The sequence below is a fragment of the Clostridium beijerinckii HUN142 genome (assembly GCF_000621745.1).
Classification (GTDB): domain Bacteria; phylum Bacillota; class Clostridia; order Clostridiales; family Clostridiaceae; genus Clostridium; species Clostridium beijerinckii_A.
In genome coordinates, this window is the sequence record NZ_JHXK01000031.1 from 19,696 (window position 1) to 35,595 (window position 15,900).

The following is a 15,900-nucleotide window of genomic DNA, read 5'->3' on the forward strand; positions in this document are numbered from 1 at the left end:
TAGTTATTGTTTATACCTAAAGCTTAGTTGTTAGGAGGAAGAATATGAATAGAACTAAGTATTCAGAAAAAAATTATTTATGCGATTATGATTTGAGCCTAAAGTTTTTCGAAGAACTAGAAATAAAAGTAAATGATATTGTACCACTTAGAAAAGTATTTTTGGTATATACAGATGAAGGAAATAAAATCTTGAAAAGAGTAAATTATGGTGTGGATCGGGTCAATCTAATAAGTGATTCATTGGATTATGTAAAAAAGAATTATGAACATGTAATAACATATAAAAAATTCAAAAATGATTTATGTTATAAAGAGTGGAATGGGCAGATTTACATTGTTATGGATATATTGAATGGAAGAGAAGCATCATTTTCTAATCCAGTAGAAATTGATCTTTGCGCAGAAAATATAGCTTTAATGCATAAAGCTTCAAAAGGATTAAGAGAATATTTGAAAGATAAATATAAAAAGGATTTTTTAGATATATCTTTGAAAGATAAAATTCAACAAGCATATGATGATTTGATTTGGATGAGGAATTTAGTAGATAAATATAAATATAAAAATGAATTTGATAAATTATTTATGAGCAATGTAGACAAGTATCTAAATGAAATTAAAGAAGTTCAAAATGAGCTTGGAAAAAGTGAATATGATAATTTAAGGAAAGATGGAGATACTATTCGCCTGTGTCATAATGATTTAGCTTATCATAATTTCCTAACTAAAAATAATGAAATAAATATAATAGATTTTGATTTTATGACTATAGATTTAAGAGTAATGGATATATGGAATTTTATTTTAAAGTGTATAAAAAATGCCGCATTTGATGTGGACAAGATGCTAACTTGCATTAATGGATATGAGAATGTGTCTATTTTAAAAAAAGAAGAAAAAGAGCTCTTATATATGCTTATAAAGTTTCCTAAAGATTTTTATACAATATCAAGAGATTATTATCATAAGAGAAAGAATTGGGAATATGAAGTGTATTTAAATAGATTTGAAGGAAAGTTGGGCAATGAAGATTTTAGATATGAGTTTTTAAAAGTCTTAAAAAATAAACTTTCTATGGGTTTTAATGAAGAGAAGTAATTTAAATATGAGTTGAACTTAGTTATATATATTAATTCTGATTAAGCCAATATTTTATCTAGTAAATAGGATGTTGGTTTTTTTATTAATTAAAAAATATTGAAAATTTATAGAGGCAAGAAAACCATAAAGGATTTTCTTGCCTTATATTGATAATTTTATAGAAATTAATTTGTTGAAACTGTTGTATTATAGATTATTTATAAGATAACTAATTACAAAAACTATGAAGGAATTTTACTAGTTTTATAAAATATGAATTTTGTTTTATATAGTTAGCGCATTATTTTACGAATTTATTATAGCTTCATAGGCAGATATTGTATCTAACGCTGTCTTATTCCAAGAAAAGTTTTTACTTCGCGTTAGGCTTTTTTTGACCATAGTTAACCTTAATAGGCTATTGCTTAAAACTCTTTCTATGTCATATGACAGTGAATCAATATCATTAGGATCTATGAAAAGCGCTGATTCATGACATACTTCAGGTAATGACGTAACATTGGAAGCTATTACAGGGGTCCCACAGGCCATAGCTTCTATAGGAGGAAGACCGAATCCTTCATAAAAAGAAGGATATACGAGGACTTCTGCGGCATTATAAAATAATGGCATATCTTCAATGGGAATAAAATCAGTAAAAATCACGTTGTTAGAGATATTTAGATCCTCAGCTCTATTTTTATATTTAATATAAGAAGGCCCCTTCCTACCAGTAATAACTAGCTTGAAAGTTTCTTTTAATTTGCTTGGGAGTTTAGAATAGGCTTCTATTAAACCTAAAATATTCTTTCGTGGACTAAATCCTCCAACGTAAAGTACAAAGTCTTCTCTTATCCCATATTTATCAGTGATAAAATCTTTAGATCTACATTTACTCATAGGTCTGTAAATATCTTCAGCGGCCAATGGAGTAACATAAATCTTTTCAGCAGGAAAGTTAAATTCCTTAGAAATATCGTTTTTAGAGTAATTAGACACAGTAATTATTCCATCACAATTATCTAAAATTTTAGGTAATTCATTATTAAATATTTTTAAATATCTATCACTAACAGTTTCAGGCATTTTTAAAGGGATTATATCATGTAGAGTAATAACTTTTTTGCATTCAATATTTTCTGATAGACCAACCCCGTTTTGTGGGACATGGTAAAGCTCTATGTCTGCATTATTTAATATATTGGGAACATTTATATCATCCCAAAAACTATTAGAAGGTATTGATTCTATAAGTTCTGTTTTAAAATTATTATTTAAATCAGTTATAAAGTCGCATTGTGGTGTGAAAATTAAATAGTTATTATAACTATCAACATTGTTGAGACTCGATATTAACTGGTGAGTATAGGTACCTATACCAGTGCCTCGATACCACTTTGCAGCTCTGCCATCTATTCCTATTTTCATTATTAAACCCTTTCATAGCATTTGTCTTAATCTATTATATTAAAAGAATATAAAAAATGTTAATAAAAGAAATGATATCCTCATATAAATATACAGGAGGTGAGAAGTATGATGAGGGAATTTGAAATTGAAAGACAATTCAATATAAAGATAGAAAAAATAAAGGCAAATAAAGGCGTATACTATCTTAAAACAGATAAGGGCGAAAGATGTTTGAAAAAAATAAATTATGGACCCCAAAAGTTATTGTTCGTGTATGGTGCTAAAGAGCACTTAAGAAAAAATGGTTTTAATAATTTAGATAAATACTATTTAAACATAAATGGAGAGCCTTATGCATTGGTTAATGAAGACTTATATACTTTGTCGGAATGGTTAGAAGGAAGGGAATGTGACTTTCATAATATAGACGAAGTAAAAATAGCAGCAAAAACCTTGGCTAATCTCCATGAAGCATCTAAAGGTTATGATCCACCTGAGAATTCTAAGTTAAAAAGTGATCTTGGCAGATGGCCTCATTTAATAGAAAAAAGAATTAAATCTTTGGATAAAATGAGAGATATGGTAAGGAAAAAAAGTATAAAAAGTGATTTTGATATGCTTTATTTACAATCCATGGATTTTTATAAGGAGATTGGAAAGAAATCATTAATAACCTTAAATGAATCGGATTACTATGAGTTATGTGCAATTGCTGAGAATGAAAAAAGCTTTTGTCATCATGATTTTACTTATCATAATATAATTTTAAGTGATAGTATGGATGTACATGTTATAGATTTTGATTACTGCAAAAGAGAAGTTAGAACCTTTGATATAAGTAATTTTATGATAAAGGTCCTAAAGAGGGTTGAGTGGAATTTGGAATTTGCAACAGCTATTATAGAATCTTATGATTCGGTATCAACATTAAAACCAGAGGAATATAAGGTATTATATGCATATCTTCAATTTCCACAAAGGTATTGGAGGCTTGCAAATAGATATTATTATAATGAAGTTAATTGGGGACAAAATACATTTGCAGGTAAGTTAGAATCAATAATACATGAACAAGAGAAATACCTGAACTTTTTAGAAAAATTTAAGAATGAATATAAAATATAGTAAACATAATAATATGAACTACCGAAATAATTGAAAAATTATTTCGTGGTAGTTCATTTATTATTTAAAAAAGATTAATTAGAAACCTTTAATAATTTTTACCATATTATAAACTGTGGAAGAATATATTAGGAGAAAGTAATGGAAATAGGTGATATAGTTGTTAGAAAGTCTTACAATAAAGATATTACTTTTAAAATAATTGATATTAAAGATAGCGGCGGAAAGTATAATATAATTCTAAAAGGAATTAATATAAGAATAATAGCAGATGCAAGTTTAGAGGATCTTGAAATGGCTGAAGAAGATAGTGGATCTCAGGATAAAATATTAAATAGAAGAGTTAATGAGGCTATAAAGAAAGCTATGATACTCCGAGGTGATCTTAGGGATAAAGTTGAAAAGTCTCCTAAGATAAAGACGAAGAATGAATTAATGTTTGGAAGACCTGGGAAGATTCTTCATGTAGATGGGGATAGTGAGTACATGGAAACTTGTTTAAAGGTATATAAGCAGTTATCTTTGGATGCGGTAGGTAGAGCAATAGCGGAAAAAGATCAACCAGAAGTAATAGTAGACTTAGTAAAAGAAGTAAAACCGGATATAGTAGTTTTAACTGGACATGATAGTGTTTTAAGGGAGCCAAGAGATTATTTGAATTTAGATAATTATAGAAATTCAAAATACTATCTAGAATCAGTCAAAAATTTAAGAAACTACAATTCAAGTTATGATGAATTAGTGATATTTGCAGGGGCTTGCCAAAGCTGCTATGAAAGAATATTAGATGTAGGTGCAAACTTTGCTTCGAGTCCGAATCGAGTTTTAATTCATTGTCTTGATCCTGTATTTGTGTGTGAAAAGATTGCTTATACTAGAATAGATAAGGTAGTTTCAATAACAGATGTAATTGAAAATACGATAACAGGAATAAAAGGAGTTGGAGGATTGCAGACTAGGGGAAAGTATAGAGAAGGATATCCTAAATCTCCTTATATTTAATAAGCAATTTAGATGGTAATTAAATAAAGTAAATAATTAAAAGCTTCAATACTCCTAAACAATTGATAAGAGTATTGGAGCTTTTGTTTATAATTAATGAATATAATATTTATAATTGACAAAAATAATAATTGAATATATAATAATTTTAATAAATTAAATTTTATAAAATATAATTTGTGAAAATATAGTTTGTTCACTTAGTTTTATATATAATATGATAAGGAGAGAAGTAAAATGATATATGATTATTCGGTAAAAGATATAAATGGAAATTTGGTTTCTATGGATACTTACAAAGGGAAAGTATTATTAATTGTCAATACAGCCACAGGATGTGGGTTCACACCACAATATGAAGGTCTTCAAAAGCTTTATGATGAATATAAAGATAGCGGATTTGAAATACTAGATTTTCCATCGAACCAATTCTTTGAACAAGCGCCAGGGACTAATGAAGAGATATCAAGTTTTTGCAAATTAACATATGGAACAACTTTTAAAACTTTTGCTAAGATTGATGTAAATGGAGAAAATAGTAATCCTTTGTATGTTTTCTTAAAGAAAGAGGCTCCTGTTGCAAGTGAAGATGATGCGTCAAAGGGATTGTATAATCTTCTATCAGAGAAAGGTTTCAATACAAGTGGAGATGATATTAAGTGGAACTTTACAAAATTCCTTGTATCTAAAGAAGGAAAAGTAATAGCTAGATTTGCACCAACTTATGAACCGGAAAAAATTGCTGATCAAATCAAAAAATTAATCAATGAAAAATAAAAAATAAGTATTTATACTCTTTTAATACATTTGTGATTAAAGGAGTATTTTATTTTGTAGTGAAAAAGATAAAGAATAAATTGTAAAATGATGAAAATTAAGACTAGATAATAAAAAGTGAAGCCATTTATATATATAGTCTACATTTAATTCAAGATTGTTCTGTTAACTTATAATAATATAAGAACGTGAGGTTATAGGTAATTCCTGGATTCATTTAACAAAGTGACTGCAATTTTTGTGTACTATTAAACTTTCGGTTATGTATTAGGCTAAGATTTAAACTAAAATTGAAAGTTTATCTCTATATATAAATATTAGCTTAATCCTAAGTCCTTTAGCACCATTAGATCTTTCTTTTAATAACGTAGCAACTTCAGATCAAGGCTAGTAGCCATTGAAAACTATATTCACATAATCATGATCCATAATTCCTAGGTACATATTAACTTCATGAGGTTTAGGCGTTTCAAAAATTATATCTTGAACCATCTCAAGTCTTTATTTGAGTATTATAAAATCCTAATTTTTTATACATCAATTTAAATTTGTCAATGTTGGTAATTGTAAAAGGAGTTTTACCTTCACCAGTAGCCTTTTTAATGTTCTAAAAGGCTCATAAGCGTGATGGCTGTAAGTTCCAGCCAATTATATTCTTTAAAAGAAAGTTTCTCATAGCCATAGCGTCTCCAGCTATACCGCATCCCCCTTTTTCTTGTCCGTTTTTTCACTTATTCTACACCGATCATTTGAGAATAGTTGATAGCTCAAACCCTGAAGACAAAATTTACATTTTATCTTCTCTTGAGATGCATATCTATCAAATAAATTAGATAGATATGCATCTCTAATTCTTTTGGGCATTCCTTCAACTGAATCATGGTAGCTTACTCTTCTTTCAGATTTTTATAATATTTCTTCACTCATAAGATTTACTCCTTGAATATATCAATATCGTATAATAATTTTTTCCTACGATAAAGTTAAGTATGTATAGAAGTTCAAAAATATAAGAAACAAATATATAATTTTGAAAATAGTATTTCGATGTGGTTAAGAATGAATTTTAGAAGGATAATGTCAATTTTATATGATATAATCAATAAGGTTTGAATTATTTATAGACTATAAAGTTTTATAGAATTAAATTTTATGATAAGGGGAATAATAATTAAGAAAAAGCAGATAATATAATAAAATAGCTTAAAAACATATATAATTGGAAAAATGTTTACATTGACAATGTAGTGCTATAAATGATAAAATATTTATTTTGCTTGACTAATTTGTGGTTTTGTTATATAATTAGTATGAAAGAGGGTGTTTGCATGGAAAAAGTTAAAACTATTGCTTCCATTAAAAACGATATAGAGAGACACGTTGGTCAGAAAGTGACTCTAAAAGCTAATGGTGGAAGGAAAAAGATTTTAGTTAATGATGGTATAATTGAAAGTGTATACCCAAGTATTTTCGTTATAAGATTAAAAAATGACACCCAAAGGACCGTGACTTATAGTTATTCAGATGTATTAACAAAGACTGTACAATTGGTATTTCCAGCTAGAATATAAGCTTCGATTAATTCGGAGTTTTTCTTTTTATCTTGTTTTAAAAGTGGATTTTTTATTTTTTACTATCTATTTTTATGTAAAATAATTAAGGGATCGGAAATTAAAAGAAGTGTTTTTATATATATGAAATTATAAACAGTGGATAATTATATAAATAAAGCAATAATAAGATTAGATTAATTAAATAATTTCATAAAAAAAGAAAGATGGTGGGTTTCCATCTTTCAACTATGGTATAAAAGGGTATTGAGAATTTATGAGAGGTTATATGGTCAATAACCAATTACTATATTACGACAAAAAATAGTATATGTCAATAAAAAACGCAAAAAAATTTAAAAAATATTATTAAGTAAATGGAGTAAGAGGTTTACTTAAATTTTGAAACTAAAATAAAAATATATCTATCATAAATTTCTACTTAGATGTATATAAATGAATAGTAGGAATTTTATGGAGGTATGAAACATGGCAGATATAGATATTGTAAAAGAAAATGTACAGTTTGAACAATTGCTTAGGGAAAATAATACAAATTCGGTATTAAAAGATGAATATTTGATCCCTGATACTCATCCTGATGTACAAGAGATATTAACTGTTGAAGCTAGACCAATGATAACCAATAAAGAAATAATTGGAGATAAGGTGGTTATAGAAGGAAAGGTTGAGTACACAGTAATATATTTAGCTAAGGAAGAGGGACTTGCAGTAAATTCAGTGAATTATAATCAGAACTTTACAAATAATATCGACTTGAATCAGGGAGAAAATAGAGTAACTTGCGAGGCAGAATGTAACATTGAACATATTGAAGCAAACATAATGAATGAGAGGAAAATATCTATTCAAGGTATAGTTACTGTAGAGTGGGAACTTTATAAAAGTAATGAATTTGAGTTTGTAAAAGATATCGAAGGAAATGACCAAGTAGAAGTGTTGAAGAAAACAGAGACAATTAATAAAATTAATGCAACTGAAGATGTTGAATTAATAGGTAAGTCTATGATTAGGGTTGGTATGGATAAACCGCAAATTAGTAAAATATTAAAGTGCTCATTACTGCTTCATAAAAAAGAAATAAAAATAACAGAAGATAAAGTTTACCTAGGTTGTTACTGCAGATTAAATATATTGTATAAAGGAGAAGATTCTAAGGAAATAATTCCATTAGAAGATGATATTTATTTATCAAAAGAGGAAGAAATTAATGGTATAACATCAGATATGATTCCGACGGTTTCTTATGAAATATCAAATAATGATTTAATGTTAGAAGAAGATGACTTAGGAGAAATAAGAATTATAAATGATGAACTTGTAGTGAGAGCAAATGTTAAGATATTTTCAAAAGAAAACATAGATACTATTAAGGATGCATATTCTACTAATTGTTTGCTTAGTCTCAAGAAAGATGAACACGAGGTTGGAATTCTTCATGGAATGAATAATTCAGAAGCGATTGTTAAATATAATATTCAATTGAAAGATAATGATTTGAGACCTGAACATATAATATCTGCTAATGGAACTATAATATTAACAGATAAACAAGTTGTAAAAGACAGAGTTATTGTAGAGGGAATTATAAAAGCGAGTATATTGTATAAGACAACTGATGAAGAAAAATACTTATCAAGTGTTAAAGCAGAAATACCATTCTCGGCCGCAATTGATATAGCAGGTGCAGATGAAAATATGAAATCTATAATTAAAAGTAATTTAGAAAACATAGATGCTGCAATAGAGGGAAATAGCATAGCTATTAAAGCCAATGTGATATTATCTGGAAGAATATTGTATGAAATGAATAAGGAATTTGTTTCAGATGTGGTTGAAGAAGAGGGGGATATTCCAGAAAAGAAAGCTAGCATTACTATCTATGTAATTGGTAAAGGGGATACTTTCTGGAACTTAGCAAAAAAATATAATACAACAGTTGATGAGTTAATTAAGATAAATAAAATTGAGGATCCAGAACATATTGAAGAGGGACAAAAGCTGATAATACCAGGAAGGGCAATATTCTAAAATTAATTAAATTCATAATATTAGAGATACTTTCGGAATTTCATTAGGTGAATTCTGAGGTATCTCTTTTTTGTGAAGTAATATTATTAAGTTTTAAAAATATCGAAAAGTTTATAAAAGTTTATTGGATATGAAGAAAATGGTTAAGTCACACAATGGAGTGGAAAATATTGTTATATAATTTTATCTGCTAAATGTATTATAAAAAAATAAAAAATACATAAACTAAGTTTTGTTTTATAGTTGCTATTAGTTTGAATTAAAAAAGTGAAAATTAAGCAAATTATTCGTAGAAGAAACATGGCTCAGCATTCTGTAGTAGTCAAATTTCTTGAATAATTATTTAATGTGATGGATAGAATATGTAATGCATGATATGAGGTGATAGAATTTGAAAAAAGTTTTAAGTGGTAATTTAATAATAATTGGAGGAGCCGAAGATAAAGAAGGCAAAAAAGAAATTCTAAAAAGAGTATGTGATTCAATTGACAAAAATGAAGATACTTTATTAATTGCAACTATTGCAACTGATTATCCTAAAGAAGCCGCCAATAAATATAAAGAGGTATTTGGAGAACTTGAAGTAAAGAACATAAAGGTATTAGATATAAGTGAGAGAATAGAAGCATCTGACGATATGAATGTGGAACTAATCAAAGATTCCTCATTAATATTTTTTACTGGGGGGGATCAATTAAAAATAACAAGTTTAATTGGTGGGACTCCAGTCTATGATGCATTAGAAGAAGCTTGGAAGAATGGTGCATTTATAGTAGGTACTTCAGCAGGAGCATCCGTAATGAGTGATACAATGATAGTTCAAGGAGAAGATGACGATGACCCAAGAAAATGTACATTAAAAATGTCTCCAGGACTTGGGTTGATTAAGGATGTTATAATTGACCAACATTTTGCTCAAAGAGGAAGAATAGGAAGACTATTAACAGGAATTGCACAAAATCCTGAGGTTCTAGGAATAGGAATAGATGAAAATACAGGAATAGTAGTGAACCAATCTGGGATGATAGAGGTAATAGGAGAAGGAGCAGTGTACTTTATTGATGGTAGTGCAATTACATATACTAATGTTTCAGAATTATATGCAGATGATATTTTGAGTATGCACAATGTTAAGTTGCATGTATTAACTGATGGAAATAAATTTGATCTTATAAAAAAGTCACCTTTTGAGGAGGAAAAGTTTAATCATGAAGATAATACAAAAGAGAATATATGAAGGCCAAAATATTTATTCTCATAAAAAATGTATAAGAATAGATATGGATTTGGAAGGATATTCTGAAATACCAAGTAAGGACATACCGAATTTTAATTTTAATCTTGTAAATATAATACCTGAATTAAAAAATCATAGATGTGGAATTGATGAAGATGGTGGTTTTGTTACAAGACTAAAAGAAGGAACTTACCTAGCACATATTTGTGAACACACTATGATAGCGATACAAAATAATTTGGGAATAGATGTTGCTTATGGAAAGGCAAGAGAAATTAAAGGCGATATGTATTATATTATCGTACAATATGAATATAAAAATACTATACTTGAGGTGGCTAATTTAGCCATAGACTTAATGAATTCCTTGATTGCGCAAAATCCACTAAATTTTGATGGAAGAATGGAAATCATAAAAAATATATTACAAAATGAGCAAATGGGTGCTACCACAAAAGCAATATGTGATGCGGCAAGAGAATATAAGCTTCCCGTTATGCAGCTCGGGGATAGCACTATATATCAAATAGGATATGGAAAAGCGGGTAGAATCATAGAAGCTTCTATAGGAAACAAAACTAGTTGTGTAGGAGTTGACATATCTTGTGATAAGCTTTTAACAAAACAGTTACTTCAAACTCAAAATATCCCTGTAGCAGATGGAAGTAAAGTCTTTAATTTGATTGGGTTATTACAAGAAGCAGAAAGAATTGGATATCCAGTGGTTTTAAAACCCCAATGTGGAAATAAGGGGCAGGGTGTAATACTAAATATAAAAGATCAAAAACAATTAGTTGATGCATATATTAACTTAAGAAAAAATCAAAAAGATATAATTTTGGAAAAGTACTTTGAAGGAAGCGATTATCGAGTTTGCGTTGTAAATTACAAAGTAGTAGCGGCATCATTGAGAATAGCTCCATATGTTATTGGAAATGGAAAAGATAGTTTAAGGATGTTAATAGAGGTTCTTAATAAAGATCCATTAAGAGGAGAGGATCATGAAAAGGCATTAACCAAAATAAAAATTGATGCTGAGTTAATATCATGCCTTTCTAAAAGAGGATTAGAGTTGAACTATATACCTGAAGAGGGTCAAAAAATATTATTAAGAGAAAATGCAAATCTTTCAACTGGTGGAATAGCAATAGATTGTACTGATGAAATCTGTGAAGAAAATATAGAAAGTTGCATAAATGCAGCTAAAACTTTAGGTTTAGATATCTGCGGAGTTGATATTTGTGCAAGAGATATTAGTATTCCACTTAACGATAATAATGGAATAGTTTTAGAGATAAATGCTGCGCCAGGTATAAGAATGCACCATTTTCCTTCAAAAGGCGAAAAGCGTAATGTAGGAAAAGCAATACTTGAAACTCTTTATGACGAAGAGCCTAAAAATATACCAGTAATATCTATTACAGGTACTAATGGAAAAACAACTACTACAAGATTAATAAGTCATGTACTAAGAAAGATGGGAAGCAATGTGGGTATGACATCAACTGATGGTGTATACTTAAATGAAAAGTGCATACATAAAGGAGACGATTCTGGATTTAATAGTGCAAGATCAATATTGATTAATAAAGATGTAGAGGTAGCTGTTTTAGAAACTGCTAGAGGAGGATTGGTTAAAAACGGGTTAGCATATGATCTGGCAGATGTGGCGATAATTACAAATATAACCAATGATCATTTGGGCTTAGATGGAATCAATTCTATTGAAGAATTAAGTTTTACAAAAGCTTTAGTAGGAGAAGCGGTAAAAGATGAAGGTTTTGTTGTTGTAAATGCTGACGATAAATATAGCAAAACTGTAATAAATAGATTTTCAGCAGAAAAAATTTATTTCTCAAAAGACAAAGAAAATCCTTTGATACAAGAAAATATAATCAATGGTAAAATAGCTGTATTTATTGAAAATGATAAAATTTGTGTAATTAATAGCAATAAGAAGTATGAAATTGTATCCACTAAGGACTTACCAATATCATATAATGGAACATTGGAATATAATATAGAAAATGCAATGGCAGCTTGCGCAGGATTGGTAGGGCTGAAAGTTGATTATTGTATGATTTCAAAAGGTTTTATGGATTTTGGGTTAAATAATGAAGATAATAGTGGAAGGTTTAATATGTACAATTACCTTAACAGAAGAATTATACTGGATTATGCTCATAATATTGAAGGTTATAAAGCGGTTATATCTTCATTGAGAAAGATTAAGGGTGATAATAATTTAATTGGAGTAATTGGAATACCAGGAGATAGAAAAGACGATATAGGGTATGCAATCGGAGAAATATGTGCTAATAATTTTGATAAAATAGTAATAAAAGAAGATAAAGATAAACGGGGTAGAAAAGATGGGGAAATTGCAGATATATTAGAAAAGGCAATATTAAAAACTAATAAAAATGCAAATTTAAAGATTTGTCTAGATGAAGTTCAAGCATTAAAACATGCAATAGATATAAGTAATAAGGACGATATAATTGTAGTATTTTATGAAAAGTTAGATTCTCTTTTAGAATTCATAAATGAGGAACCAACCAAACAACTAGATACGTTCGATGAAGAATACAAACAGTACAGTAATACATTATAACTCTGAAATGGAAATTTAAAGTTACCTGAAATATCGATCGCACAGTAGAATATTCAATAAGTATTATCAATCCCTTTTTAATATATTAATTAGACAAGAATTTTTACCTATGATAAAATATTGTCAAAATGTTAAGAAAGGAATAAGATAATGAAGATTAAGGCTTATGCCAAAATAAATATTGCCTTAGATATTGTTGGGAAAAGAGAAGATGGATATCATATATTAAAAATGATAATGCAAACTATAGATTTATATGACATAATAGAAATAGAAAAAACTGAATCTGAGATAAGGTTAAATTGTAATAAGCATTATGTTCCTACTGATGAAAGAAATTTAGCTTATAGAGCAGCGAAAATATTTAAGGAAACTTATTCTATTGATCAGGGAGTAGATATAACGTTAACTAAGAATATACCTGTTTCAGCCGGATTGGCAGGTGGAAGCACCGATGCAGCAGGAGTTTTAAAGCTTATGAATAAGATGTTTAATGTAAATGCAAGTGATGAAGAATTAAAATCTATAGGGCTAAAGCTAGGGGCTGATGTACCATATTGCATTAGAGGTGGAACAGCACTGTGTGAAGGTATAGGAGAAAAGATTACCCAACTAAAATCATTTAAAGATAAAATAATAGTTTTAGTAAAACCGCCTTTTGGTGTATCAACAAAAGAAGTTTATAAATGTTTTGATTTATCAAAAGTTGTGTTTCATCCTAAAATAGATAATTTAATAGAAAATATGTATAATGATGATGTCTATTTTGTAGCAAACAATATGAAAAACTTATTAGAAAATGTAACTTTAAGAAAACATAGGGTTATTGCTAACATTAAGGAAGAAATGAAAGCTAGTGGATCCATAGGTTCAATGATGAGTGGTAGTGGTCCAACTGTTTTTGCTTTTTTTGACGATATGCTAAAAGCGCAGTTATGTTATGATGAAATGAGAAAAAAATATAAAGATGTATTTATAACAAGAACAATTTAATTCAAACTGAGTGTATAAAAAACCTCCAAGTGGTAATAATTTTAGCTACAAGGGGGTTTGTTTATGACAAGATATTTGAAATTTAAAAAAATAGTATTGATAGTTCTAATAACATTAAGTATAAATGTATTTTCTGGATGTACAAGCATTGGTAAAGGTAATAGCATAAATTTGGTGAATAGTTTAATTGCGACAGAAAACACTAAAAATGAGAATAATATGAGAGTATTAAATTACGATGAAGTTAAAGATTCTCTAATAAGATTTCATGTTATTGCTAATAGCGATAGTGATGAGGATCAACAATTAAAGTTAAAAGTAAAGAATAAAGTTATAGATTATTTATATCCTTATTTAAATTCTTCACAGTCATTAGATGAATCAAGAAAAATTATAAAAGATAAGATGGAAGATGTTAAAGTACTTGCAGAAGAAGTGATTAAGGATAATAATTATGATTATGATGTAAAAGTTGAATTATCTAGGGAAAATTTTCCGGATAAGTCTTATGGTAATATAACTTTGCCACAAGGAAACTATGAGGCTTTTAGAATAATTATAGGAAGTGGACAAGGAAGGAATTGGTGGTGTGTAATGTTTCCTCCACTATGTTTCGTAGATGAATCAAAGGCACAGGTAGAATATGATAAGACAGAGAATAAAATAAAGTCAAATGGAAAAAGCTTTGAATTAGAAGGTAAAGATGATTCAGATGAAAGTGTAGAAGATAAGCCGACTGATAAAAGCAATATAAAAATAAAGTTTAAAATAGCAGAAATATTTAAGGATATATTTAAATAATATTAGATAGAACATTTAGAATTGTTATTCACTTTAGTAGACTATTATTTTATAATTTATAATCAGTAGGAATGTGGATAAATTACTTTGCAATTAGAAGTAAGTCATGTTTATTACATTTTAAAATTATAAACAATAATTATTCTGAAGAGGATATGTTTAATATTAATCTGAAGATTAATGACTAGGAATAGTACAGCAAAATGATAAGCCCAAACAAGTTTGTATAATTATAGAATGAATTTAATAAAGTTGAAACCTACTTCTGAAATTTAAAAAAGTTTTCAAATATAATATATTGCAATGGAGGAAAATATGAATAAAAAAGCTATTATAACTGTGGATAGTTATGTGTTGGATAATGAAGAAGATCTCATAGGTGTAGTAACACCTGGAGATTTCTATGAAATAGAAGAGGGATTTAGGGTAGAGTATGAGGAGACAAAGCTTTCTGGAATGGAAGGAACAAAGACTACTATAATAGTAAGAAATGACTCTTTTGATTTAATAAGAGAAGGCACGACAGAAACCAAAATGGAGTTTAGAAAAAATTATGGAACAATATCCTTATATAAAACACCATATGGGATTATGGATCTTAAGATACATACTAGAAAACTTGATATTAATATTAGCAAAGAAGGTGGGACGATAAACGCGATGTACATATTAGAAATAGGTGATCAACCTGCGTTGAAGACAAACTTAACTATTGGTGTGAAATTAAATTAAGTTAGCGGATATTTATTTAAATGCTCCCTTTGTATAAACATATCTAGAAATAAATTGATTAAATTAGAAAAATATGGGATATAATTTCAAAGGGAGGAATATATATGCAAAATGGATTGAAATATATAGAGATATTGAATAACATATGCAAATATTACGGAATTGACGAAGAAGATTTTATAGAATTACTAAAAAATAGGGATAATAAATATATATTGTTGTTATTGTTAAAATATAATCATTGCTTAGACACTGATAAGCTAAAGGAAATCTTTAATTTGAAAACTTCTAAGAGTATAAGTAGTAATTTAAAATTAGCAGAGGAAAAATTATTGATAAATAGACTTTTTAGAGAGAAGTACTTTGAACTAGAAAATAATATAGAAAAGAATAGCATGACCAATTTATTATAAAAAAAAGACTAGATATTGAAGCGGATATGTGATATTATAATACCTATGTTATTAAGCAACACAAGTACCCCATATTATATTTTATGGGGTGATTTTCATTATAGCATTACTT

Annotated in this window: 13 protein-coding genes and 1 pseudogene; 12 read left to right on the plus strand and 2 right to left on the minus strand. The window is 28.1% G+C overall.

Features of this window, described 5'->3' with window-relative positions:
* Window positions 1-44 precede the first annotated feature (44 nt).
* On the plus strand, window positions 45-1,100 hold the full coding sequence (locus T483_RS0114345) for a CotS family spore coat protein (protein ID WP_026887491.1): 1,056 nt from the start codon (window positions 45-47) through the stop codon (window positions 1,098-1,100).
* Window positions 1,101-1,388: 288 nt separating this feature from the next.
* On the opposite strand, the gene T483_RS0114350 is transcribed toward T483_RS0114345, so the two are convergent.
* Window positions 1,389-2,510: a glycosyltransferase family 4 protein gene (locus tag T483_RS0114350; RefSeq protein ID WP_026887492.1), complete on the minus strand. Its 1,122-nt coding sequence runs from the start codon at window positions 2,508-2,510 to the stop codon at window positions 1,389-1,391.
* Window positions 2,511-2,618: 108 nt separating this feature from the next.
* Between T483_RS0114350 and T483_RS0114355 the strand changes: the two genes are divergently transcribed.
* The 3 genes from T483_RS0114355 (at window position 2,619) to T483_RS0114365 (ending at window position 5,396) form a co-directional block, all read left to right on the plus strand.
* The gene (locus T483_RS0114355) at window positions 2,619-3,617 is read left to right on the plus strand and encodes a CotS family spore coat protein (protein ID WP_026887493.1); all 999 of its coding nucleotides are present in this window, start codon (window positions 2,619-2,621) and stop codon (window positions 3,615-3,617) included.
* Window positions 3,618-3,758: 141 nt separating this feature from the next.
* Entirely contained in the window at window positions 3,759-4,619 is an 861-nt protein-coding gene (yabG, locus tag T483_RS0114360) for a sporulation peptidase YabG (protein ID WP_026887494.1), read from the plus strand.
* Between the two features lie 237 nt (window positions 4,620-4,856).
* Window positions 4,857-5,396, plus strand: a complete 540-nt coding sequence (locus T483_RS0114365) for a glutathione peroxidase (RefSeq protein WP_026887495.1) — start codon at window positions 4,857-4,859, stop codon at window positions 5,394-5,396.
* A gap of 384 nt (window positions 5,397-5,780) precedes the next feature.
* Here T483_RS0114365 and T483_RS32170 read toward each other — a convergent pair.
* A pseudogene (locus tag T483_RS32170) lies at window positions 5,781-6,323 on the minus strand (anaerobic carbon-monoxide dehydrogenase catalytic subunit); the annotation flags it as partial.
* Between the two features lie 401 nt (window positions 6,324-6,724).
* Here T483_RS32170 and T483_RS0114370 point away from each other — a divergent pair.
* The 8 genes from T483_RS0114370 to T483_RS0114405 all read left to right on the plus strand — a co-directional run bounded on the left by T483_RS0114370 (window position 6,725) and on the right by T483_RS0114405 (window position 15,788).
* Window positions 6,725-6,967 (plus strand): Veg family protein, encoded by a 243-nt coding sequence (locus T483_RS0114370; protein ID WP_026887496.1) that lies wholly within the window; start codon window positions 6,725-6,727, stop codon window positions 6,965-6,967.
* Between the two features lie 468 nt (window positions 6,968-7,435).
* The gene (locus tag T483_RS0114375) at window positions 7,436-8,998 is read left to right on the plus strand and encodes a DUF3794 and LysM peptidoglycan-binding domain-containing protein (protein WP_026887497.1); all 1,563 of its coding nucleotides are present in this window, start codon (window positions 7,436-7,438) and stop codon (window positions 8,996-8,998) included.
* A 391-nt stretch (window positions 8,999-9,389) separates the two neighbouring features.
* Window positions 9,390-10,235, plus strand: coding sequence for a cyanophycinase (locus tag T483_RS0114380; protein WP_026887498.1), 846 nt, complete (start codon window positions 9,390-9,392; stop codon window positions 10,233-10,235).
* The gene (gene cphA, locus T483_RS0114385) at window positions 10,207-12,849 is read left to right on the plus strand and encodes a cyanophycin synthetase (protein WP_026887499.1); all 2,643 of its coding nucleotides are present in this window, start codon (window positions 10,207-10,209) and stop codon (window positions 12,847-12,849) included. The genes T483_RS0114380 and cphA overlap by 29 nt, the downstream gene beginning before the upstream one ends.
* A gap of 150 nt (window positions 12,850-12,999) precedes the next feature.
* Window positions 13,000-13,842 (plus strand): 4-(cytidine 5'-diphospho)-2-C-methyl-D-erythritol kinase, encoded by an 843-nt coding sequence (gene ispE, locus T483_RS0114390; RefSeq protein WP_026887500.1) that lies wholly within the window; start codon window positions 13,000-13,002, stop codon window positions 13,840-13,842.
* 63 nt (window positions 13,843-13,905) lie between these two features.
* A complete protein-coding gene (gene spoIIR, locus T483_RS0114395) occupies window positions 13,906-14,643 on the plus strand; it encodes a stage II sporulation protein R (RefSeq protein ID WP_026887501.1) in 738 nt (245 codons plus the stop codon).
* 315 nt (window positions 14,644-14,958) lie between these two features.
* On the plus strand, window positions 14,959-15,375 hold the full coding sequence (locus T483_RS0114400; RefSeq protein ID WP_026887502.1) for a DUF1934 domain-containing protein: 417 nt from the start codon (window positions 14,959-14,961) through the stop codon (window positions 15,373-15,375).
* A gap of 104 nt (window positions 15,376-15,479) precedes the next feature.
* On the plus strand, window positions 15,480-15,788 hold the full coding sequence (locus T483_RS0114405) for a hypothetical protein (RefSeq protein WP_026887503.1): 309 nt from the start codon (window positions 15,480-15,482) through the stop codon (window positions 15,786-15,788).
* Window positions 15,789-15,900: the final 112 nt, after the last annotated feature.